The organism is Paenisporosarcina sp. FSL H8-0542, assembly GCF_038632915.1.
GTDB lineage: Bacteria > Bacillota > Bacilli > Bacillales_A > Planococcaceae > Paenisporosarcina.
In genome coordinates this window covers 1,497,882-1,520,645 of the sequence record NZ_CP152050.1, presented here as the reverse complement: position 1 = coordinate 1,520,645, position 22,764 = coordinate 1,497,882, and the positions used below count along the sequence as shown (strand labels likewise).

Sequence of the window (22,764 nt, the reverse complement as noted above, 5' to 3'; positions counted from 1 at the left end):
TCTCTGTCCTGGCACCTGAAAGTTTACCTGAAATCGGCTTTCCTCTTTGGTAGCTATGAAGTGTAATAGCATTCTCCAGAGATGCGTCCTATACGAGTCTTTTTTACCTGAGAGATTCGTAGCTTCTACTTGCTCCTTCGGCGACGCGACTGGCGCGTTCTCTCCCCGTATATTCATCCGCCCAAAACATGCGTTTTGGTATATTAAGAAATCAATGAACAAAAGCGTGTACCGCTTCGTCTATATCCTAACATTGATTCAAAGTAAGCGCAATCTATTTTCTTATTACACTCTAAAGACGAACGATTTATGATTACTATCAAAAATCGTTCGCCTTTAAGCGATTTACTTGAAATGCTGCATATTCAGTTATCTGTCTCAACGAGCGTCCTTCGGTTCTTACGGTAATATGGGCTGCGGCTTTATAATAACGCTTTCGCATGGTATATAACGCTTCCAACTCTTCCTTAGTAGATGATTGTACAATGGGTCTGTTAACATCACGATGAATTCGTTTCCATATATCAGCAAACGTTGCATCCAAAAACAATACTAAACCGGTTTGACGCATGACTTTACTATTGCTTGGGTTAACAGCAACACCTCCCCCAGTCGATACGATACACCACTCATCTCTGAAGGTTTTCAGAAATTCATGTTCTTGTTGACGAAAAAAAGGCTCGCCGTATCTTTCAAAAATTTCAGGGATGGTCATCCCCATTTTTTTCACAATCTCCTGATCCATGTCGTAATAAGGAATTTTTAGCGAAAAGCTTAATCGTCGGCCGATAGCGCTTTTTCCTGATCCCATGAAACCAATTAAATAAATTTTTTTCATATCCCTACCCCGCTCACTTCACTACAAATCATCACTAAACGACTATTATCGCTAATTTTCCATTTTAATAATAGTAGCAGAAATATAATGACTTTCCAACATTTCATAGATATTCATCTGTGATATGTAAGAAGTAACAAAGTAAAGAAGTATACCGGACACAATAAATAATAGAACGATGGATACGGGCAGTAAAAATCCAGATTCATTGCAAGGATATAAACACTTCATATGCACGTTCCTCTTTTCGTCCGTTTAAAAACTCAACTTTGGCGATTACTTGATCACCATCAACTTGAAACTTACACATTTTAACCCCCGTTAACAAAGGCTCATGTCCCAAACGATTCTTCTGTTTGCGAATGAGTGATGGGTAACATTCAATATCATACTCCACCCCATCTTTTTTCAGACGAATTCCTGTCTGATTGACTTGTTCTTCTATCACAGTGACCGAAAAGAGGATTTTTTCCATTTCCAATGAAAACATTTCCCATTCAAGTGATACTGATTGAAAGAAATGCTTTTCCACTTGCGTAAACCATACAGCATAAAACAAAATGAGTTGAGAAAACAACAACAGAACTGCAAGCTGAATGACTGCATCGACTAATGTGTATCCCCTATCCGTTAAAAGGTTTCGCACGACTCTGTGCTCTCTCCCAAAAAAACATACCGTACACACATTGTTGGATCTGTCCATTGCCAGGAATAAGACACATTGTCGAGAAATATTTCACCTGACAATTGCCCATTTTTAATTAAAGTTGCTGCTTGGTTTTTCGCAATTGCCACATGCAATGCCACTTTCTTTTCGGCGAGATTAAACATCATTTGATTTGCCATAGGCAACAATGTCCCAAATAACAAAAAAAGAATACTGACCGTGAGAATCGTTTCGACGAATGAAAATCCTTGGTGATTATTCAAGACTCATCCGTCCTTTCCCGATAAAGACCCGGACAATCTTAATGCCCCCGGGCGTCACAAATGCAATCGTTCCAAATTTTTCAATTGTACCATTCGGTAAATAGGCAAGCTCGGTTAATGTACTACTGGAAGATAAACTGTAACCTGCAGGTAAATTTCTCTCGAAAAGAGGTTCGTATAGTGATTTTCTTCCAATGTAACGAGTACCTCCTGCGTTAAAAATCAGTTTAACGTACCTTTTTTCTTCCACAGCAGTCATTTGAGTGTGCATGGCATCGAGTTTCAATTGGTTATAGAACAAATCAAATGTGTGTCTTTCAACATACTGATTGTTCGCATACAACACACTCGTACTGATGACCAGCACAATCGTCAAAACGAGTAATAACTCCAGCAACGAGTAGCCTTTATTATCCAGCGACATCTTCCGTCACAGATACAAGTCCGGTAGTTGCATCTATTTGTATCTGATCACCATTTGGACAAGATATTTCACCGTCATTTAAATAATCGTTATCTGTTAAATCTGAAAGTGTGGGAACATCTTTCATATCGATCCGATATGCTTCGACTTGCCCTTGAACCATTTTGATATAAGCCTCGCACCCTTTTTCATCAATCGTTGCCGAATGCTTCGTCACATTGGGAATTGCGATTAATATTAGAACGGAAATTATCAGTAATACGACCATCATTTCAATTAAAGTGAACCCTTTTTGGCACTTTATCTTTTTCATACTTGCTTCCTCCTATTAAATAAAATCAATCATTCCATAAACAGGCAACAAAATGGATAAATACGCAGCCAAAATACAAATTGCTAATACGCCAAATAACACAGGTTGGACAAAAGACAAAGATTTCGTCAAGGATTCTTCAGTCTGTTCATTCAGCAAATCACTGTAAATCAATAGCTCCCTGTCTAAATGTCCGCTTACCTCTCCATGCGAAATGTATGTAGGAAAATCATCCATAAAACAATCTGCTATCTGAACTGCTTGTTTCAAAGAATCTCCCAATAGAATGGATGTGTATATATTTGTAGATATAACTTGCAAATAAGGTTGGAAATTTTGTTTTTTCAAAACATCCAAAGCATGTTGCAAAGATAATCCACTGGCTAATAATGTCCCAAGTTCCTGTGAAAAACTTTTCGTCCAAAATAATTTCATCCAATTGGATAAGATGGGTGTTTTTAATAAGATGGATAATTGATGTTCATAAGAATACCGTTGAATTCCCCAGCGAAACAAAAACACCATGATAAAGACCAACAGACAGACAGTGACTAACACATCTGGCAAATGCAGCAATAAGCTTGTCCAACTCATCGTGTTCGAAGATGCAGTATTCTGTCTGGAATTTGCAAGCAACTGCATGTTTGGTAAAAAATAAGTACGAAATGCCAAAAACAAACCTGCCAGCATACAAAATAAAAATACAGGATACATGACCACTTTTTTAAGGCTCGCTTTTGCCCGATCCAGCATAGCAATGTGCGTATGAAGACAAAGTAGCGCTTTCTGTAATTTTCCATGGGATTCCGCCATTTGGATAGATAATAAATAACTCTTGGGAATTCCTAATGTCATCAATAACGTGGTGACTCCATCTCCATTTTTCAAGTTGGCCGCAAGTTTGTTGTGTGCTTCTTCACTTGCTTTTACATGGTGAGGCAACAGCATTACCAAAGAATCGTAAAATGTGTATCCTTCAGACAAGAGCGTAGAGAGTCTGTTTAAAAACTGGGCTTGTTTTTTCCTGGGTATTTGACAATCTCGTACTTCAATACGTGACGGGAGAAACTTTAATGACACCCAGTTTCACTCCTCGCTCGTACTGATTGGAAAGCGTATACTTTTGTGGCATGTTAAAAGATCCACCTATTTTTATCATATGGATTGCTTCTTCAAGAGTTTGACCATACAGAATTTCATACAAAGAAGAGCGGTTCGGCGTTACTCGATCACCTTCCCTATCATATGAAGTGATTACTAGTTGTTGGCTTGTAATTCCAAGAATAGATTGTTGTAAGTCATCAATCGGAATCCCCAAATCCATTAATCGATATAGACATCCAATCGGATTCTTAGCATGGACAGTCGTAATAACTAGATGTCCTGTTAAAGATGCTTGAACAGCTGCTTGGGCTGTTTCTGAATCACGAATTTCTCCAATCATTATGACATCTGGCGAATGGCGTAATATCGCTTTCAAACCTGAAGCATAGGAAATTCCAGAACGTTCGTTCACTTGTATTTGAAGCAAGTGGGATTGACTGTTTTCCACCGGGTCTTCCAGGGAAATTACATGCCGATTCAATTGATGCGTACTATAACTTGTAAGTGAGTACATAGTTGTCGTTTTCCCACAGCCAGTTGGTCCGGTGATGCATATCAAACCTTGACGGGACATCATTAAGTCATGCAGTAATTTAGCTGCATCACGATAAAGAGCAAGTTCTTGTAATGGTTTAGAATCATCATGCAATTGAATTCTAATTACAAGACTTTCTTTATTTTGAACAGATGGTAAAGTCGAAACGCGGAAAGAACATTCTTGTGTATTGAAGATTTGTTGGAATGAACCACTTTGAGGTTTTCGTTTTTCACTGATGTCAAGAGAGGATAAAAACTTGAAGTAAGAAATCATACGATCCCCGATGTCCAGGTGAAGCTTACCTGCTGGGACCAATTTTATGTGTAAGCGAAAATAAATTGTATACCCTCCTGATGTAGGAATTAAATGAATATCAGAAGCCCGTGCTAATACTGCTCGATTGATCAAATCTTCACTTTTCTGTTCAATAATATTCTGTAATTCATTCATGTATAAGACCATTCACCCAAAACAGGTTAGGACCGCTCATACCCTGTTCTCGACATTATAAAGTCATAAGCATAAAAAATATATATTTTTCAGCAAAATAAAAATTTCTCACCTTTTAAGGCAGGAAATTTATATTTTGCTACTTATAATGCGTGGAATAATTTACTTTTGCCGCAAAAGGAACCCAAATGTTCCGGTTGATACCCTACCACTAATTTCTAGCCATCTGTCAAAATCGGTCTTCTCAATAACTCTGGATTATCTACCATCAATTCAAACACTTTTGATATTGCAAGCCATCGATATTCAGAATCAAGTCTTTAAATGATTGACTGCAGGTAGCCAGAATTTCATCAAGACCTTCCGTTGTCAGTGACAAATGAAAAGAGAGTTTTTCAACAGTTGGCGTTTGACGGAATATATGTCTTTCTTCGAATCTAATCTGGTTAGAGATTAACCATATTTTCGTTTTTCGACAAGAGGTAAATGATGGATACGTATAGAATGTTAAATCAACCCTTAGAATTCCTCCAATTCCCATTTCATTTGTTTTTTACAGATTTTAAAACGTTTTCAACTAACATCAGAAACATCTTTAAAAACATTTAATGTCGATTATATTTGGACATACTTAACTGAACAGAAAATTTTTTTGTCTTTTTTCAAGTAAGAATTCACAACTTCCACTGTTCTGTCACATTCTAAAGACATTCAAGAGTTTACATCTAGGAACCGAATCATCTATAATGAGGTAGTGATTACTGTATAGTTGTAAAAGGAGGGGACTACTCATGAACAATATGTATAAAGTGATGGGTTTCTGGACAGGGATTTTCGCAGTTATGTTTTATTTAGGTGATATGTATCAGGCATCATTATTATTTCTAGCAAACACAGGTTTATTTATTCTTTTAGGTTTCTTAAACCTTTCAGAGCGTATGTACATTTACATCTTCGGAGCATATTTAACGGTGTTTTTTGCTGGCTTCACTTACTATACGACATTTATTTACGTACCTGGCGCTGGACACTGATCAAGATTATAAAAAGACAGTCATTTCATATGACTGTCTTTTTTGTTTGGGTTTTTGGTCTCCATAAAAACCGGTTATTTAACTATGGACACTTTCCTCTTTGTCAAAATCCATTAAGAAACGGATTATTGCCCATTTCTTCTGCAGGAGTCGTAGGATTACCATGTCCAGGATAGCAGATTGTTTCTTCTGGTAAAGTAAGCAGCTTATTGTGAATAGAATTAATTAACTCTTTATGGTTACCATAAGGAAGATCCGTTCTCCCTATGCTGCCTTGGAACAATGTATCGCCAACAATTGCGAAACCGTCTTCTTCAAACCAATAGGAAATGCTTCCAGGTGAATGGCCAGGCGTATGGAACATCTGACATGAAAACGGTCCGATTTCCAACTTACCATCTGCATTAATCAATACATCTGCTGGTCTCCCTTCCACTAAAGGCAATTCGCGAAAGCGTGCTGAACCATTTTTAGTCGAATCAGAAAGCCAATTTTTTTCTGCCTGATGTATATAGACTTGAACATTAAACGCATCACGTACTACATCGACAGCTCCAATATGATCGAAATGAGCATGCGTTAAAATAATTGCTAAAGGTTTTACCTGTAATCTCCGCAATTCTTTAATTAAAGCATCTCCTTGTTCACCTGGATCAAAGATCAAACATTGTTTTTCTTTATTGGTTACCACATAGCAATTGGTCTGCAATGGACCTAGTGGGAACGTACGTATATTTAACATGTCAATCACCTCAAGATTATTGTAGCAGAAACTCTGTCGGCATTCTCGCAGTTCATATATCCGACACTTTTTAATCCTCGACAAATCATATTTAAAAACTTATAATAAGGTAGAAAACTTGTACTCGGCATTCATTTTCTGATGTCAAAAGGAGTGTCTATAATGAACTTATTAATGGTTATTTTTGGCCTGGTTGCTATCTTTGGTGCAATTGGTTCTTACCAAGCATTTAAAGAGAAAAACCTTTTAGGATTAGTCTTCAACGTAGGAACTTTTGCAATTTTTGGATGGTTCACAGTGATGACGATTTTAGAACACGGATTTCCACCAGCATTACACTAATACCATAAAAAAGCTGACGTTCACACGAACGTCAGCTTTTTTTATATTATGTCTCAGATAAACTATTCGGTTACTTATCGTAGGCGCAAAGTATTCTCTCAATTTTTATTCAATCATCACAGTTTTCTTTAACTGATCTTAAAAATATTTAGTTCCAATTAAATTATCGATTAAAAGTGGCACATGGGCACTATATTTATTATTCCTGCAATGTAATCCAAGGCAATGTTTCACCACTTTTAACTTTTAGCAAATTTTCTAATTGAACTCCTGTTAAACAATATTGGCCAGATGGATTGCACGAAAAGGATTCATAAGGTCCTTTCAAGATTGTTTTCATAGGCTCAGTAATAGACAATTGGACAAGATCAAAGTCTGATGGGATATCATCCATTAAACCTGATTGAGACGCTTCATATGTCAACATAGTTCCATCACTAAGCCATTCTATTTCTGGAACAAACCATTGCGAGTAATTACTTATGGACGGCAACTCGAACGTTTTAGATTTCCCATCCTGATACCGTATCAGTGTGTACAAAAACTTTTGCTGATCATCTGAAATACTTACTCGTACTTCAACATCATCTGTAGCCGACACGTGAATAATATTGGTAGCGTCCGACTCTGCTTCCTTCATCGTCACGGTATTCACTTCACGTAATGTTCCACCACTTAATGAATCGTTTTCTGGCCAATTAATAGTGTATATAGAGGATTCTTTTCCCCATATACCAAATGGATCATTTGTTTCAAAGCGTTTCATTTCTTTCGTTCTGCTTGAATAGACAAAAGAATCATACGTCCAGTCTTCATAAAATGCACTAAAAAAAATTTCATCAGCTTGAGTTGGATGCCAGTCCCAATACAATTCGGATGATTCGATCGTTAACTTGTCCAATTCCTGACCTGCCAACGAATAAAAATGTATGGACGCGCTCAATGAATTACTGGATGTTACAATAGCTATTTTAGACAAGTTCGGATGAATCCTCGCTTCAATGATAGGTTCTGAAATAGTAAAGATTATTTTGTTAGCCCCGGTTTCAATATGATAGGAATTAATTTGATAGTCTGATTGTTGTCTTGTTATATAGAGAATCTCTTCGTCAGAAAGCCAGCCAATCACGCTATCAAAATTTCCGTTCAGCTCTGATAAAGGTAAAATAGTATCTTCTTTATTTGGTTGTTCTTGTTCAGGGGAAATTGATTTTTCTGGCAAGAAAGGTTCTGAGTCATTCTGCTGGCAACTTGTTAAAAGAAGCAAAAGAAATATACTGTAGTATCGAACGCTTCGTCTCATCACCACCCCCCCTTTCCTATATACAAGTAGTACGTATTGAATCGATATGTGTTTCAATAAATAAAAAAAACGTCAAAAAGTGATTCTACACTTTTTGACGTTTTTAACAGAATACATTATTTACGTTCAGCAGTCTCATCAATTAGCAGGTTGCCTGTTTTTTCATCGTAAAAACGAAGCAAATCCCCATTGATGATTTGATCTGAGTATCCAAGTTCTTCTGCCGCCCGTTCAATGTAAGGTGCACAAGCTTTAGCCTCTGTTTCTAAACCAGTTTCCTTGTCGTAACATACATTTCCTGCATAAACCACTTTATCAGTAACAAAGCGGCCATCACGGAATACAACAAATTCTTCATGGTCTTTAGAAAAGATATCTGCACCCATTTGCATATCTTTACTTGTGTCTACACCCAATAAATGTAGAATAGTTGGACGAATGTCGATTTGACCAGCAACTTCTTCAACAACTTTACCCTGGTTTGATCCAGGAATATGAATGAACATTGGTACCCGTTGTAATTGAGCAGTTTCAAAAGGTGTAATTTCTTTTCCTAAATATTGTGCCATCGCTTCATTATGGTTTTCAGAAATACCATAGTGGTCACCGTACATGACAATGATTGAATCCTCGTATAACCCTTTAGCTTTCAAGTCTTCAAATAAAGATTTCACTGATTCATCCATGTAACGTACTGTCTGGAAGTAACGATTCAATGTTCCTGAATTTGAATTGTATTCAGGAATAAATTGATCTTTCTCTTCCAAATGGAAAGGATAATGATTCGTCAATGTAATCAATCGTGAGTAGAAAGGTTGTTCCATTTCAGCCATATGATTAACTGATTGTTCGAAGAAAGGTATATCTTTCATTCCCCAGTTAACTGAATCGCCTTCAGCAATATCGTAACTTTCCACATCATAGAATTTTTCAACATTCAAGGCATTATACATAATGTCACGATTCCAGAAACTCTTGTTATTCGCATGCATGACATTTGTGAAATAACCTTTTTCATTTAATGATTCGGCCATTGAATTGTAAGTGTTCCCACTATTCGTAAAGAACACTGCTCCTCCACCTAATGGGTAAAGGCTGTTCTCTACCACGAATTCAGAATCGGAAGTTTTTCCTAATCCTGTTTGATGGTAGAAATTCGGGAAGTAATACGTATCTTTGTCTTTCGTTAATTCATTCAAGAAAGGTGTAATAACTTCACCGTTCATTTCTTCATTCACTACAAAATTTTGAAGTGATTCAAGTGAAACAACAATTAAGTTTTTGCCTTCAGCAGTACCAAATACTTCGTAATTAGGTTCTGCTTGATTTGATCGTACATAGTTATTGACTTCTACTAGTTCGCTGCCATCAGCTAATGCTCGCTGTGCATGAGATTTCGATTGAATATAAACATCGTATATATGATAATTATACATTCCGATATTTTTCACTAATAATTCACGGTCAAAACTTCTAGTTAACAATTGTGGACGCTCAGTTTCTGCTAATCCTAAGTTCAGGAATAAAACTGCTGCTGCCAACACAAAATATGCTCTACGGATAGCTGGTCTTACAATTGCAACTTCTGTCACTTTCGGCAACCATTTAATTGCCGCAAATAATAACGCAACATCAACAAAGTAGAATATATCCGTGAAGTAAATACTTTCGGCTGCAGATGCACCTAAGTCTCCGAAATTGCTCGTCTGGAACAATACCGGAAGTGTGATGAAATCGCTAAAGAAACGGTAAAATGCGACGTTGGCGTATAAAATCACCGCTAATATTGTACTCGTAATTAATAAATATCGATTTCTGGCTTTAACGGATTTAAAGAATAATGAGATACCATACACAAAAAGCAAAAAGCTTAATGGATTTATAAACAAAATTACTTCTTGCATGACATTTTCAATTTTCATATCAAAACTCGTATGGTATACCACATAGGTTTTAATCCAAGTCATTAAAATGGCTAGAGCCAAAATCGAATGTTTAGGTATTTTTATGTTCTTCATTCCTAACATCCTCCTTATCACTTTCAAACTTTGAATTTTTCAGCAAAAAGTCATCGTGCAATCCCATTTATAAGAATGGCAACGACTGACCTCTACATGAATTATTTAATTTCCCGTAACAAACGGTATGAGCGACTTTATTGCAACAAGTCTATTTTATTCAACGAAAGAAAGAAACATTAGTATATCTTAATCCTTTTTTTACAACCATGCAACTTTCTGTTAATAATTCAAGAGTAAAATAGTTAGATGTCTATGGCTCCTTCACCTAGTTACCCCTTATAAGACGGCTGAAACATATAAAAGTTTCGTTTTTGTTAAAAAAAAGTAAATTTTTTTCAAGCCACCCCTATATTTTACCAAAAACAAAAACAACCTGACCACTTTCGTCAGATTGTCTTTTCATTTTATTTTATGTTTTTGTCATTTAAACGTGACCGTTCTTGCCGAATTAATAGAATAGCCATCTGAAAATCCTGCGTTTCCATCATATGCGAGTTATACAATTCGCGAATTTCATCTTCCATTAACACTAAATCAGCCTGACGGTCTGATGTGTAGATAAAAGTTCCATAGCGTTTTAAATATTGAAGAACATCATAAATTGATTTCATACTTTCACTCCGTTTTCATACATACAAACCGTTTTGTTTCGGTCAAGATACATTGTACTGGTAAATCAAATTGTTCGATAGGAACTTGTTCAACAATCTGTCTGTCAAAAGCCATCGCGATTGTTGATCCTGTGTATGTGCTTAAATAACGATCATAGTAACCTCCACCAAAGCCAATACGATATCCTTTTGGATCAAATACGACTCCCGGAACAATGTGTACATCAATTTGAGGCGTATCCAGTTTAGTTGTAAGGGCTGGAATCGGTTCTTTTAGTTTCATATACACTACCTCAAGTTGATTAAAGGAGGTTATTTCAAAAAAAGTCATTTCCCTTGTGGCGGGATGACACTTCGGAACGGCCACTCTTTTACCATGTTGCCAAAACTTTTCAATTAATTTCCATGTATCTACTTCAGGAAATGCAGATAATGTGATACCGATTACTTGTGCTGTTTTGACCGTTTCTTCCATTAGTACTTTTCTATGTATCATGCATGAATGGTTTTCATGTACCTCTGGTAATAAATTATTTAAATCGTTTAAGATAGCTTTTCGAATTGTGGACTTTTCCAATAATATTCCCTCCATGAAAAAAACCAAAACCTGAGCAGGTTTTGGTTAAATGGTTTTATTTTGTTTCACGGTGTAAAGTCATTTTCTTTTCACGTGAGCAATATTTTTTCATTTCAAGACGTTCCGGGTTGTTACGCTTGTTTTTCTTAGAAATATAGTTGCGCTCGCCGCAATCTGTGCAAGCTAGTGTGATGTTAACGCGCATCATTATCCCTCCCACTCTAATCAGGAATCTTTTAAATCTTATGAGCAATGATTTATACGACTAACCTATTATATCATACCTCATTGAAAAATCTACTACCAACTGTGAAATATTTCTCGACATAGAAAGAGAAAGACAAAACGTGTCTTTCTCCGTCCATTTATTTATTCAGTTCGTAATGACGACCTTTGACCAAATAAAATAATTGTTCCGCTATATTGGTTGCATGATCGGCTGATCGTTCCAAATAACGGCATACAAATGACAGTTGCGTAACTTGACTTAACATTTGCGGATTTTCAGCGCCCACTTTTAAAAGTTGTTGAATGGTTTGACCATACAAATTATCCACTTGATCATCAAGCTCAGCAATCTTACGTGCATCTTCAATATTTTCTTCGATAAATGCTTTCATTACTTCCGTTAGCATTGTAATGGTTTTAGACCGCATCTCTTCGATATTCTTGATTGGTGAAACGAAATCGGCTTTACCAATACGAATATTTTCTTTTGCAATATTGACAGCATAATCTCCAACTCGTTCCATATCATGGGCAGCTTTCAATAATACAATCAATCTACGCAGATCCGTAGCAACAGGTTGCTGTTTTGCCAACAATAAAATGACACGGTCATTAATTTCTTCTTCCAAACGATTAATATGCTTGTCATTTTCAATGATTGATAGGGCTACATCGACATCGTGGCTTAATAATGCATCAATTGATTTATTTAACGTAGAAATGGCTAAATTGCTAAGCATTAAAAATTGCTCCTGAACACCTCTTAGCTCGTGTTCGAATTTTTCTCTTACTACCATTCAAATTCCTCCTTCTAGATCATCCAAAGCGTCCTGAAATGTAATCTTCTGTACGTTTGTCAGAAGGTGTAGAAAAAATTGTGTCAGTCTTATCAAACTCGATGACTTCTCCATTTAGGAAGAAGGCAGTTTGATCTGAAATCCGTGCAGCTTGTTGCATATTGTGCGTGACAATGATGATGGAATAGTTTTTTTTCAATTCCTGTACAAGTTCTTCCACTTTAAGCGTAGATATCGGATCAAGAGCAGAAGTTGGCTCATCCATTAAAATCACATCTGGTTCAATTGCAAGAGCACGTGCAATACAAATACGCTGTTGTTGTCCACCCGAAAGACCGTATGCATTTTCGTTCAATCGGTCTTTCACTTCATCCCAGATAGCTGCTCCGCGAAGACTTTGCTCGACGATTTCATCCAGGGTTTTTTTGTTTTTAATACCATGTATACGCGGACCATAGGCGATATTGTCATAAATTGACTTTGGGAATGGATTTGGTTTTTGAAAAACCATCCCCACTTTTGTTCGCAACTCTTCGACCCCGTAATCGGCATCGAAAATATTTCGATCTCTGTAAATGATTTCTCCAGAAGTCTTTACCGAAGGTACTAATTCAACCATACGGTTCAATGTCTTGATATATGTCGATTTCCCACAACCTGAAGGTCCGATAATTGCAGTCACTTCATTTTCTTTGATTGCTAAATCGATGTTCTTCAATGCGTGGTGCTCGCCATACCATAAATTTAATTGACGCGTATCATATACAATGTTTCTATCTATCGTTTCTGGTTTAGTGCTTGTTGAGCTTGTTGTATTTTGTTTGTTTACATTCAGTTGAACCATTTTGAAACCCTCCCGTGCCGAATCGGCTTAATAACGTTTTTGGAATTTATTTCGAATGAACACAGCAATTGAATTCATCAGTAACAAGAAAATCATTAAGACGATTATTCCTGCTGAAGCTACATGTTGAAATGCTTCCTGTGGACGTTTTGCCCAGTCAAAGATCTGCATTGGCATTGCAGTAAATTGACTAAGTAAATTTTCTGGCAAGAATTGAATAATAACTGGTATACCAATTACTACAAGTGGAGCTGTTTCGCCAATTGCTCTGGATAAAGCTAAAATTCCACCGGTTAAGATACCCGGAATCGCTGAAGGCAAGACAACTTTGACAATGGTTTGCCACTTGGTTGCTCCCATTCCATAAGAAGCTTCTCGTAAATGATTCGGCACTGAACGAATGGATTCCTGTGAAGCTACGATAATAACAGGCAGAATGAGCAAACTCATCGTAAATCCGGCAGCCAGAACACTATTACCTAAAGCTAATGCTCGTACAAAAATCGTTAAACCGAGTAAACCAAACACAACAGATGGTACGCCTGCTAAGTTCGCGATATTCATGCGAATGAATTGTGTGATCTTATTTTTCTTAGCATACTCTTCTAGGTAAATTGCTGAACCCACACCTAAAATCAAGGATACTGGTGCAACAACAGCCATCATCCAAAGCGATCCAACCAATGCCGCTTTAATCCCTGCTTTTTCAGGGAACCGCGAACCAAAGTTTGTAAAGAATTCAGGAGTTAAATACCCCACACCTTGACTCACAATACGATAAAAGAGTACTGCCAGCGATAACAAAGCAAATAGTGTGGCCATGAAAAATATGGTTTTAAATATTTTATTAACAATCATCCTGCCACTCATTCGTTTAACCACGGATGTATGATCGATATATTTCATCTTAATATTCCTCCCTAAAGCGTTTTGAAATCGCATGAGCTAACCAGTTCATGAGAAGAGTGAAGAGGAATAAAGTAAATCCGACTGCGTAAATCGAATAATAGATGGTCGTTCCATATCCAGCATCACCGGTTGAAACTTGTACAATATAAGCAGTCATTGTTTGAATCGAGTCTGTCATATCCAAATCGAATCTTGGTGTTGACCCTCCTGCCAAAGAAACAATCATAGTTTCTCCGATAGCACGTGACACAGCAAGAACGATTGAAGCCATAATACCTGATAAGGCTGCAGGTAATACAACTTTGATAGCCACTTCAAGTTTTGTTGCTCCCAGGGCTAACGCCCCTTCACGAATAGAGTTCGGTACTGAAGACATGGCGTCTTCTGAAAGAGATGCAATCATGGGCAAAATCATAATTCCCACTACAATACCAGGACTTATTGCATTAAAAATCTTCAGTTCAGGTATAAATTGTTGCAGTAAAGGTGTGACGAAAGTTAAAGCAAAAAAACCATAAACAATTGTAGGAACTCCTGCCAATACTTCAAGAACTGGCTTGATTACCCGACGTATATTGTCACTTGCATATTCACTTAAATAAACAGCTGATGCTAAGCCGAATGGCACCGCAACCACGACAGCGATCAGTGTGACTTTAAGAGTCCCCGCAACTAACGGCAAAATTCCAAAGAGTGGTTCGTTATTTGAGAAAGGCAACCATTCTTTACCGAAAATAAAATCAAGGAAAGGAACGCGCTTAAAGAACTCAAACGTTTCAAAAAGCAAAGTGAATACAATACCAAACGTAGTTAATACTGAAATTGAGGCAATTATGAAAAGAATAACTGGAATTGATTTTTCTATCCACTTTTTCCCTTTCTTACCTTTTTGCTTTGCAATCATCTGTTGGACAGATAATTTGGAAGCTTGTTCATTTGAAGCCATTTGAAATCCCCCTATACGTAAGAAAAGTGAAAATGCGAAACCCTGGCATTCGGTTTAACCGGAAGAACAGGCTCAATAGTTGGCTCGCTTACGTGCGATTTGGCGCTCACACGTTGACTTATCAACTGTCTCTTCAGCTTTCTTATCAATTAACATGAGAAGAGAGTAGCACCAGTGCTACTCCTTCTTAACCGCTTATTGCAAAACTTACTTTTTACTTCTATTAAAACTTTATTTTAGTGCTTCTAAAGCTTTAAGATCTTCTTTATAAGTTTCTTCAGGAGATCTTACATAACCGACAGCTTCAGCCATATCCCCAGAATTTTCAATCGTATACTTCATGAAATCATATACTGCTTCATTGTCTTTTACTGAAGAGTTTTTAACATAAACAAACAATGGACGTGAAAGTGGTTGATATTCACCAGTCTCGATTGTTTCGTTAGTTGGTTCAACTCCATCAATAGTTACAACGTTCATTGAATCTTTATTAGCAAGGTAGTAAGCATAGCCAAAGAATCCAATTGCATTTTTGTCTCCTTTTACACCTTGTACTAAGACATTGTCATCTTCAGAAAGTGTTGCTGATTTTACGATATCTGCATCTTCAAGAATGACTTCATTGAAGTAGTCAAATGTACCAGAATCAGTTCCTGGTGAGTAGAAAACAACTTCTTCATCTGGCCATTCAGGATTAATATCAGACCATTTTTTTGTTGTCCCATCTTCTACCCATAATTTTTTAAGATCTTCTACTGTTAAATCTTTAGCCCAATCGTTTTCTTTATTTACAACGATTGATAAACCGTCATATGCAACTTCTAATTCAGTAAAATCAATACCGGCTTCTTCAAGCTTAGCCGACTCTTCTTCTTTAATTGGACGTGAAGCATTTGAGAAATCAGTTTCTCCGGCAATGAATTTTTCAAAACCGCCACCTGTTCCAGATACACCAGCAGTTACTTTAACGTCTGGTTGAACAAGTCGATATTCTTCAACTAATGCTTCCGTAATCGGAGCAACTGTAGATGAACCATCACCAGAAACTGAGCCAGACAGTTGTTCTGTCGCTTCTCCGTTTCCTTCTTTATCTCCATTACCACATGCACCAAGTAAAAGTGCCGAGCCAATCATTGTTGACATCATAACGAATTTCAAGTTTTTCATCTGTCTAGTTCCCCCTAAGGTTGGTTGTTGTTTTCCCTTACAAACAATACTTTAAACGTTCTATGTTGAGGACATATAAACTGAATGTAAAGAAATTGTAAACAAAAAAAGACCATGATATTGAAGTTATCATGGTCTTTTTTTTATATATTATTCAACTGATTTTTCGGTATCTTCTTCTATTTTAGTATCTGTAAATGCTGGTTTGATAGTTTTCAGTGTTGATGATTCGTTTTCTACAGTTTTCCCATTTTCTTTTTGTATCGCAAAATAAGCATCGACGACTTCACGGGCAAGAATCGTTCCCGTACTTTCATACACGCCATTATGATATGGCGCCCATGGAATCATGACGGCATAAGCGATTTCAGGATTATCAAATGGTGCAAAACCGATGTGTGTGGAGTTGATTGTATTGTCTCCCCAGTAATCTTTTTTCGGCCCATAATAAACTACTTGGGCAGTTCCGGTTTTCCCGGCAGCCTGGAATGGTGCATCCCCAAAATATGATCTCGCAGAGCCGTGATCGCCGTAGTAAACACGGTTCATCCCTTTTTTGATATGTTCTATTTGACTTTGCGTATTGTGAATACGATTCATTACGGTCGGGCCTATTTCTGTGACAAGTGAACCCATCGTTATGCCGTCAGATGAAGGATTTCTGATTTCTTTCACAACATGTGGTTGAATACGACTTCCACCGTTGGCAATCGTGGATACATATTGCGCCATTTGTAAAGGAGTATAAGTATCAAATTGACCGATCGTTAAATCCAGCAGTTTCCCTGCCTTCAATTCTTCCCCCTTAAAACCGGTAGCTTCGCCAGGTAAGTCAATCCCTGTTGGAACACCTAAGCCGAATTGTGCATAGGAATTACGTAGCGTACCAAATGCAGCCTCATCAATATTGATGGGTTGATCAGGTCGATAAATGGCATTGGCTAAACGGAAACCAATTTTAAACATATAAACGTTCGAAGACCTTTCAAGTGCCTGCAGGTCATTCATGGGAATTCTTGAAGAACGATTGAAAATCGAACTTTTCGGCTTTGTACCTTTAATTCTAATCGGTTCATCCACCAGAACTTCGCCCATTTCAAGAACACCTTGGTCGTAACCGGTGAGAATTGTTGCCGGTTTAATGACTGAGCCTATTTCATAGGAAGTAGTGAACGTTCCATATGCATAATCATTGACTACCTGTTTACCGTTCTCATCTTTCCCAAGTTGTTTTCCTACCATTGATATTACTTCACCTGTATAAGGATCCATTACAACAACAAAGGCACGGTCCAATAAGTTTGAACCATTTTTCTTTTTCAGTTCCAAGATTTTCGTTTCTACTAAACTTTCAACTTTCGCTTGAAACTCGCTATCGATTGTTAACACTAGATCTTTTCCAGGTTGACCTTCAAAGACTGTTTCCGTTTCGGTTACTGTACCTTTTCCGTCAGTAATATTTTTCACAACGGTTTTCTGACCTTGTAGGATATCTTCATACTGCTGTTCAATATAACTGCGACCTACCCGGTCATTTCTCGTGTAATCACGCGAGATGTAATAGTCCAGTTGGGACCTTGGAATCCCTTCTTTCGGGGATGTGGTACGACCTAAAATAGCAAGTGGTGATTTAGGAACTCGAACCCAATCGGTCGTGGTATTGACTCCTACCATTTCTGTCAATCGCTCAGAAACACGTGCAAATTCTTCAGGTGTCACATTTTCACTTTTAATGATTTGTGGTGATAATGCATACCCCGATGCCATTTCGCGATATATAGCCAGAACTTCAAGTTGCTGATCAGTTATAGTGGCAAGTTCTTTTTCTGTAATCCGCTCTCTTACCAATTTGTCGATTTGTTTCTGCAAATCCGCTGACGAAAGTGTTTCGTCCGCCAACAATTTGTTTTCTTCTTTCTTGGATACTTTTTCATAAGCTTCTTCTTTATGTAGTTGAATCCAATAATCCTGTTTATCCCGCAAGGTCACACTGTCTGTCTCTTTCTCGATTAACTTTGCCAACTGTTCAGCAATAGTTAACATTTCCTCTTGTTTGGTCGTTTGCAATTTAGTATACGTAATTGCATTTTTAGGTTCATTATCTACTAAAATACGCCCTGCACTATCATATATTCTTCCTCTTGGAACACTTGTATTAACAGGTACCTCTTCCGTTCTTTTCAGTTCACGGACGAAATCTTCTCCTTTGACAATCTGTAAATATCCGAGGCGTAAAATGAGGATAGAGAATAACAAAAAGATGGAGAAAAAGAGGATATTCATTCGAAATGCGACATTTGCGAGGTGTTTTGCCTTTGCACTTGCCGCTCTCTTTTTTGATGTTTTGCGCACTGCCGCAGTCCTCCTTCTAGCTTTCTAACTGTAAAGTAGTATATCATTTTGCGCAAAAAAACACACACTCATTTAACGAAATGAGTGTGTGTTATGTTTCATTTATCGATAATTTGTCAAGCTTCAAGCGCCAGCTCGCACCTAAGCTTCAGACCCTCTTCCGAAAGTAAGCTTTCGAATCGGTCATTCCAGAGCCGGTGTCAGGCTACATAGCGCTTTACGCTTTTCTTATTATTTAGCAGATTCGTATCGTTTTGATACTTCATCCCAGTTTACTACATTCCAGAAAGCGCCAATGTAGTCAGGACGACGGTTTTGATAGTTTAGGTAATACGCGTGCTCCCAAACATCTAAACCAAGAATAGGTGTAGAACCTTCCATAATCGGAGAGTCCTGGTTTGGTGTAGAAGTTAATTCTAATTCTCCGTTTTTAACTGATAACCAAGCCCAGCCAGAACCGAAGCGAGTTGTTGCTGCTTTAGCAAACTCTTCTTTGAATGCATCAAAGCCACCAAATTTCGCATCAATTGCTTCAGCTAATGCGCCCGATGGGTTTCCACCACCGTTAGGAGATAATAATTCCCAGAACAATGAATGGTTGGCATGACCGCCACCGTTGTTACGAACTGCAGCACGAGCAGATTCAGGAACAGCATCAAGGTTTGCAATCAATTCTTCAACTGATTTGCTAAGAAGGTCATCGTGACCAGCAAGAGCGTTGTTAAGATTTGTTACATATGCGTTATGGTGTTTCGTGTGGTGAATATTCATTGTTTCTTTGTCAATATGTGGTTCTAGTGCGTCATACGCGTAAGGGAGTTGTGGTAATTCGTAAGCCATGTGTCATTTCCTCCTAAAGGATCTCTAATTAGTTTTTACATTTAATAGCGTATCAAAATAAGTTCTCTCGTTCAAATATTATCAATGCAATTTTGTGAATTCAGTCTTTCGACTGAATATCAGACAACCCAAAAGAAAATGACAATCATGACGATCTGCACGATACCCTTTGTAATAACCGAAGTCAGGAACCCAATTACTGATCCAAACCCAGTTTTAATTGCTTGTTTGATGGATGTGCGAGCAAAAAGGAGCTCGGCAATAATCGCTCCTAAAAAAGGCCCTAGAATAATTCCTGCAAACGGCAAAACAATAGGTCCTAATAATAACCCAATTGTACTCCCCCATATACCGGCTTTACTCCCACCATATTTTTTCACGCCGAATGCATTTGCCATCATATCGGCTCCAAAAAGTAAAATGACAAATAATACTTCAATTAACCAGAACCACCAAGGGAGTTCAGCGAACGAGAAAAACACCCCATACAATAAAAATCCACCAACTATAAAAATTACAGATGGAATGATTGGGTAGACGAGTCCAATGAATCCAATAACAAAACTAATAATGATAAGTCCCCAGCCAACAATTTCCATTATTTCCCTCCAATAAAAAAATCTCCTCTTAATCGTGCCTTACATTTCGCAAGATGTAAAGCACCAGAGGAGATGTCATTTTATGCTCTCTTACCTAATACTGCCTCCGCAATGTTGACAGCGTGATCACCGATTCGTTCCAGATTACTAACAATATCCACAAAGATCATCCCCGCTTGAGGTGAACATATGCCTTCATTTAGACGTAAAATATGCTTTTTACGGAATTTACGTTCCATTTTATCAATTAAATCTTCCTGCTCCGCTACTTCACGGGCCAATCCAAGGCTGTTTGTGTCCAATGCTTCCAATGCTTTTTCAACAGTTCCTATCGTTAATGTGAACATTTCTGTCAAATCTTTAATCGCATCGTCCGTTAACTTAAGACGATTAACTTCCTGGTAGTCTATCAACTCAATAATGTTATCAAAATGATCACCAACCCGTTCGATATCACGAACGGTTTCCATTAACATAATATGTCGAGTAGAGTCTGCTTTGGAAATAGATTCAGCTGAAATTTTCACTAAATAATCCGTGATTTTGTTATCCAGATTATTAATGGCATCTTCTAGTTGGTAACCCGTTTCTGCATGTTTTTTATTATGTGTTTTCAAATAGTCAAAGGACTCCTGCAATCCTTGAACACTGAAGCGACCCATACGCAAAATTTCTTCTTTCGCTTGTCCGATAGCAATGGAAGGAGCTGTCTCGATAAAGTGTGGATCTAAATGCTTCGGTTTATATTCTATCGTTACTTCTTCGCCCGGAATTAATTTCGTTACAAGGTATGCCCATGCACCGATGAATGGAAATTGAATAATGGTGTTGGCTACATTGAACGTACCATGTGCAAAAGCAATTTGCATTTTTTCTCCTATATCTAAAACGCCAGACAACCATTCAACATACATAGTGAAAGGTTCTAAAATCATCATAAAAATAATTGTACCTACCACGTTAAATAAAACGTGTGTAGCTGCTGCGCGTCGAGCTGCAATCGAAGCACCTATTGATGCGAATACAGCTGTAATGGTTGTTCCGATATTATCTCCGAAGAGAACCGGTAGTGACGCATCCAGATTTAAAACCCCTTCTGAATACAAACCTTGAAGAATTCCGACTGTTGCACTTGAACTTTGAACGATTAATGTAAATACCGTTCCGACAATTACGCCTAGAATGGAATGTTCTCTCATATTGACGGTTAAATCGATAAATGCTGGCAATTCACTAAGAGGTTTCATTCCCCCGCTCATTAATTCCATTCCTAAAAACAAACCACCAAAACCGAAAATAACTTCTCCCAAATTTTGAATCTGGCTTTTCTTGAAAAAGAAAATCAGGAAAGCACCAATTGCCATAACGGGCATAGCGTATTCTCCCACATCAAACCCTATAATAAAAGCAGTGACTGTTGTACCTATATTGGCTCCCATGATGACACCGATTGCTTGTTTTAACGTCATAAATCCAGCACTGACAAGACCTACGGTTATGACAGTCGTACCTGAACTGGATTGAATTAAAACTGTAACCGCAATCCCGACTAAAACACCCATGAATGGGTTCGTCGTAAATCGATCTAATATATCACGTAATCGATCACCTGCTGCTTTTTGCAGGCCGTCACCCATGTATTTGATAGAGAACAAGAAGATCCCTAGACCTCCAATGAATTGAAACATCATTTCTTGCCAATTAAGTTCCACGATTCAATTTCAACCCCTGTATGTACAATTATCAACAGTCCCCATTATGAAGAATTCGACAAATGATTGTAAAGAACTTCATTAAATATTTACAAGAACATAACAATCAGGGCAGCTTTGTACGTAATTTGTACAAATAATTCTTAAAATCTATCTATGGAAAGTAGTATGATAGCTTATAAGGAGTGATTTTCTTGTCAATCATGCAACTATTCTTAGCTTCCATAACCAGCCCGAAAAAAATTGCCGCTTTCCGGCTTCTGCCCATAGGCAAAGTCCTTTTATATGTGTTTTTATTTGTCACCATACTGTCTATCCTTTCGTTCATACAATTTACGTCTGGATTGGTAGATGACTCTTCTTCTATAGTTGGTTTGATAGATTATGTAGAAGACATGGAATGGATTCTGTATCCCTTTGCCTTTATTACTCAATTTATCATGTCCACTCTATTATTGTTTGTCCGAATCAGTATAATGGCTTTCGTCGGAATGATGATCTTGAAAGTTTGGAAACGCCGAGGAGATTACCGGCATGTTTGGCGCACCACAGCATTTGCCTATACCGTACCAACTGTGCTATCAATTGCTTTCTTATTTACAAACCTTTCAGACGGATGGATTACCATCAGCACTTCAATCGTATGTGTAATCTATTTAGTGCTTGCCCTAAAATATTATCCCAAAAAATAAGTATATTCCTTCTTTGTTCAGCATAAGTTGTTGTACAAAGGGGGATTTTTTTATGCGCATTATTGGACTAGCAATCTCAATATTATTGCTTTCTTATATTATTAAAGTAGATTTACTCGATGGCACAATCTCTCTGGCTGCTTTTACAAAGACAGAACCTGATTGCGTTCAACAAGAAGACTATGATGTGTTTCCTGTTCAAGCTCTCGAAGGAGATACCGTATTGTCATTGTTTGGCGTGTACCCTTCAGAAGTATGGGTGAGCTTCCCCGAACGGTTGGAAGCTTTCTATAAAGAAAATCCTCATTTGCGAAACCAAGCATTGCAAGCAGGAGAAATAATAAAGGTTCCAATTTACAAAGACATGCCATTATCTTGCTCATAATTTTCCAAGTAACGTTTCTTCCTTGTCATATCCTTTTCATGACTGCTAAAATAAAGAATAGTGAAG

General features: G+C 37.6%; 26 protein-coding genes, 1 pseudogene and 1 riboswitch. Of the genes and pseudogenes, 4 read left to right on the top strand and 23 right to left on the bottom strand.

Annotation, left to right across the window (positions count from 1 at the left end; translation table 11 throughout):
* Positions 1 to 84: 84 nt before the first annotated feature.
* Positions 85 to 177: riboswitch (glycine riboswitch) on the bottom strand.
* 142 nt (positions 178 to 319) lie between these two features.
* The 8 genes and pseudogenes from MHH33_RS08095 to MHH33_RS08060 form a co-directional block, all read right to left on the bottom strand.
* Entirely contained in the window at positions 320 to 838 is a 519-nt protein-coding gene (locus tag MHH33_RS08095) for a shikimate kinase (protein WP_342543493.1), read from the bottom strand.
* Between the two features lie 205 nt (positions 839 to 1,043).
* The gene (gene comGF, locus MHH33_RS08090) at positions 1,044 to 1,484 is read right to left on the bottom strand and encodes a competence type IV pilus minor pilin ComGF (protein ID WP_342543491.1); all 441 of its coding nucleotides are present in this window, start codon (positions 1,482 to 1,484) and stop codon (positions 1,044 to 1,046) included.
* The gene (locus MHH33_RS08085) at positions 1,469 to 1,768 is read right to left on the bottom strand and encodes a hypothetical protein (RefSeq protein WP_342543490.1); all 300 of its coding nucleotides are present in this window, start codon (positions 1,766 to 1,768) and stop codon (positions 1,469 to 1,471) included. The genes comGF and MHH33_RS08085 overlap by 16 nt, the downstream gene beginning before the upstream one ends.
* The gene (locus tag MHH33_RS08080; RefSeq protein ID WP_342543489.1) at positions 1,761 to 2,192 is read right to left on the bottom strand and encodes a prepilin-type N-terminal cleavage/methylation domain-containing protein; all 432 of its coding nucleotides are present in this window, start codon (positions 2,190 to 2,192) and stop codon (positions 1,761 to 1,763) included. Before MHH33_RS08080 ends, MHH33_RS08085 begins: the two co-directional genes overlap by 8 nt.
* Positions 2,179 to 2,505 (bottom strand): competence type IV pilus major pilin ComGC, encoded by a 327-nt coding sequence (comGC, locus tag MHH33_RS08075; RefSeq protein ID WP_342543488.1) that lies wholly within the window; start codon positions 2,503 to 2,505, stop codon positions 2,179 to 2,181. The genes MHH33_RS08080 and comGC overlap by 14 nt, the downstream gene beginning before the upstream one ends.
* 15 nt (positions 2,506 to 2,520) lie before the next feature.
* Positions 2,521 to 3,585 (bottom strand): competence type IV pilus assembly protein ComGB, encoded by a 1,065-nt coding sequence (gene comGB, locus MHH33_RS08070; RefSeq protein WP_342543487.1) that lies wholly within the window; start codon positions 3,583 to 3,585, stop codon positions 2,521 to 2,523.
* The gene (gene comGA, locus MHH33_RS08065; RefSeq protein ID WP_342543486.1) at positions 3,554 to 4,597 is read right to left on the bottom strand and encodes a competence type IV pilus ATPase ComGA; all 1,044 of its coding nucleotides are present in this window, start codon (positions 4,595 to 4,597) and stop codon (positions 3,554 to 3,556) included. The genes comGB and comGA overlap by 32 nt, the downstream gene beginning before the upstream one ends.
* A 218-nt stretch (positions 4,598 to 4,815) precedes the next feature.
* Positions 4,816 to 5,138, bottom strand: a pseudogene (locus MHH33_RS08060) (Spx/MgsR family RNA polymerase-binding regulatory protein).
* Between the two features lie 250 nt (positions 5,139 to 5,388).
* On the opposite strand from MHH33_RS08060, the gene MHH33_RS08055 reads away from it, so the two are divergent.
* The gene (locus MHH33_RS08055; protein ID WP_016426940.1) at positions 5,389 to 5,631 is read left to right on the top strand and encodes a DUF2626 domain-containing protein; all 243 of its coding nucleotides are present in this window, start codon (positions 5,389 to 5,391) and stop codon (positions 5,629 to 5,631) included.
* 103 nt (positions 5,632 to 5,734) lie between these two features.
* On the opposite strand, the gene MHH33_RS08050 is transcribed toward MHH33_RS08055, so the two are convergent.
* Positions 5,735 to 6,373, bottom strand: coding sequence for an MBL fold metallo-hydrolase (locus MHH33_RS08050; RefSeq protein WP_342543485.1), 639 nt, complete (start codon positions 6,371 to 6,373; stop codon positions 5,735 to 5,737).
* Between the two features lie 162 nt (positions 6,374 to 6,535).
* Between MHH33_RS08050 and MHH33_RS08045 the strand changes: the two genes are divergently transcribed.
* Complete coding sequence (locus MHH33_RS08045) at positions 6,536 to 6,715, top strand: DUF2759 domain-containing protein (RefSeq protein ID WP_016426938.1); 180 nt, start codon at positions 6,536 to 6,538, stop codon at positions 6,713 to 6,715.
* Between the two features lie 199 nt (positions 6,716 to 6,914).
* Here MHH33_RS08045 and MHH33_RS08040 read toward each other — a convergent pair whose 3' ends face one another.
* The 14 genes from MHH33_RS08040 to MHH33_RS07975 all read right to left on the bottom strand — a co-directional run bounded on the left by MHH33_RS08040 (position 6,915) and on the right by MHH33_RS07975 (position 21,621).
* The gene (locus MHH33_RS08040; RefSeq protein ID WP_342543484.1) at positions 6,915 to 8,018 is read right to left on the bottom strand and encodes a hypothetical protein; all 1,104 of its coding nucleotides are present in this window, start codon (positions 8,016 to 8,018) and stop codon (positions 6,915 to 6,917) included.
* Positions 8,019 to 8,134: 116 nt separating this feature from the next.
* Positions 8,135 to 10,036 (bottom strand): LTA synthase family protein, encoded by a 1,902-nt coding sequence (locus tag MHH33_RS08035; RefSeq protein ID WP_342543483.1) that lies wholly within the window; start codon positions 10,034 to 10,036, stop codon positions 8,135 to 8,137.
* A 407-nt stretch (positions 10,037 to 10,443) separates the two neighbouring features.
* A complete protein-coding gene (locus MHH33_RS08030) occupies positions 10,444 to 10,650 on the bottom strand; it encodes a YqgQ family protein (protein WP_342543482.1) in 207 nt (68 codons plus the stop codon).
* A gap of 4 nt (positions 10,651 to 10,654) precedes the next feature.
* The gene (locus MHH33_RS08025) at positions 10,655 to 11,227 is read right to left on the bottom strand and encodes a 5-formyltetrahydrofolate cyclo-ligase (RefSeq protein ID WP_342543481.1); all 573 of its coding nucleotides are present in this window, start codon (positions 11,225 to 11,227) and stop codon (positions 10,655 to 10,657) included.
* Between the two features lie 55 nt (positions 11,228 to 11,282).
* Entirely contained in the window at positions 11,283 to 11,432 is a 150-nt protein-coding gene (gene rpmG / locus MHH33_RS08020; protein ID WP_016426933.1) for a 50S ribosomal protein L33, read from the bottom strand.
* Positions 11,433 to 11,592: 160 nt separating this feature from the next.
* On the bottom strand, positions 11,593 to 12,252 hold the full coding sequence (gene phoU, locus MHH33_RS08015) for a phosphate signaling complex protein PhoU (protein WP_016426932.1): 660 nt from the start codon (positions 12,250 to 12,252) through the stop codon (positions 11,593 to 11,595).
* 19 nt (positions 12,253 to 12,271) lie between these two features.
* Entirely contained in the window at positions 12,272 to 13,096 is an 825-nt protein-coding gene (pstB, locus tag MHH33_RS08010) for a phosphate ABC transporter ATP-binding protein PstB (protein WP_016426931.1), read from the bottom strand.
* Between the two features lie 27 nt (positions 13,097 to 13,123).
* Positions 13,124 to 14,002: a phosphate ABC transporter permease PstA gene (gene pstA / locus MHH33_RS08005; RefSeq protein ID WP_016426930.1), complete on the bottom strand. Its 879-nt coding sequence runs from the start codon at positions 14,000 to 14,002 to the stop codon at positions 13,124 to 13,126.
* A 1-nt stretch (position 14,003) separates the two neighbouring features.
* The gene (gene pstC, locus MHH33_RS08000; RefSeq protein WP_342543480.1) at positions 14,004 to 14,951 is read right to left on the bottom strand and encodes a phosphate ABC transporter permease subunit PstC; all 948 of its coding nucleotides are present in this window, start codon (positions 14,949 to 14,951) and stop codon (positions 14,004 to 14,006) included.
* A gap of 231 nt (positions 14,952 to 15,182) precedes the next feature.
* Positions 15,183 to 16,118, bottom strand: coding sequence for a PstS family phosphate ABC transporter substrate-binding protein (locus tag MHH33_RS07995; protein WP_342543479.1), 936 nt, complete (start codon positions 16,116 to 16,118; stop codon positions 15,183 to 15,185).
* 150 nt (positions 16,119 to 16,268) lie between these two features.
* Positions 16,269 to 18,470, bottom strand: coding sequence for a penicillin-binding protein 2 (locus MHH33_RS07990; protein WP_342543478.1), 2,202 nt, complete (start codon positions 18,468 to 18,470; stop codon positions 16,269 to 16,271).
* Positions 18,471 to 18,701: 231 nt separating this feature from the next.
* Positions 18,702 to 19,310, bottom strand: a complete 609-nt coding sequence (locus tag MHH33_RS07985; RefSeq protein WP_342543477.1) for a superoxide dismutase — start codon at positions 19,308 to 19,310, stop codon at positions 18,702 to 18,704.
* Positions 19,311 to 19,429: 119 nt separating this feature from the next.
* Entirely contained in the window at positions 19,430 to 19,909 is a 480-nt protein-coding gene (locus tag MHH33_RS07980; RefSeq protein WP_342543476.1) for a DUF456 family protein, read from the bottom strand.
* An 80-nt stretch (positions 19,910 to 19,989) separates the two neighbouring features.
* Positions 19,990 to 21,621, bottom strand: coding sequence for a Na/Pi cotransporter family protein (locus MHH33_RS07975; protein ID WP_342543475.1), 1,632 nt, complete (start codon positions 21,619 to 21,621; stop codon positions 19,990 to 19,992).
* A gap of 203 nt (positions 21,622 to 21,824) precedes the next feature.
* Here MHH33_RS07975 and MHH33_RS07970 point away from each other — a divergent pair, with 203 nt between their 5' ends.
* Entirely contained in the window at positions 21,825 to 22,313 is a 489-nt protein-coding gene (locus tag MHH33_RS07970) for a DUF1189 family protein (protein WP_036659642.1), read from the top strand.
* Positions 22,314 to 22,365: 52 nt separating this feature from the next.
* On the top strand, positions 22,366 to 22,698 hold the full coding sequence (locus MHH33_RS07965) for a hypothetical protein (RefSeq protein WP_016426922.1): 333 nt from the start codon (positions 22,366 to 22,368) through the stop codon (positions 22,696 to 22,698).
* The last annotated feature ends 66 nt before the right edge of the window (positions 22,699 to 22,764 follow it).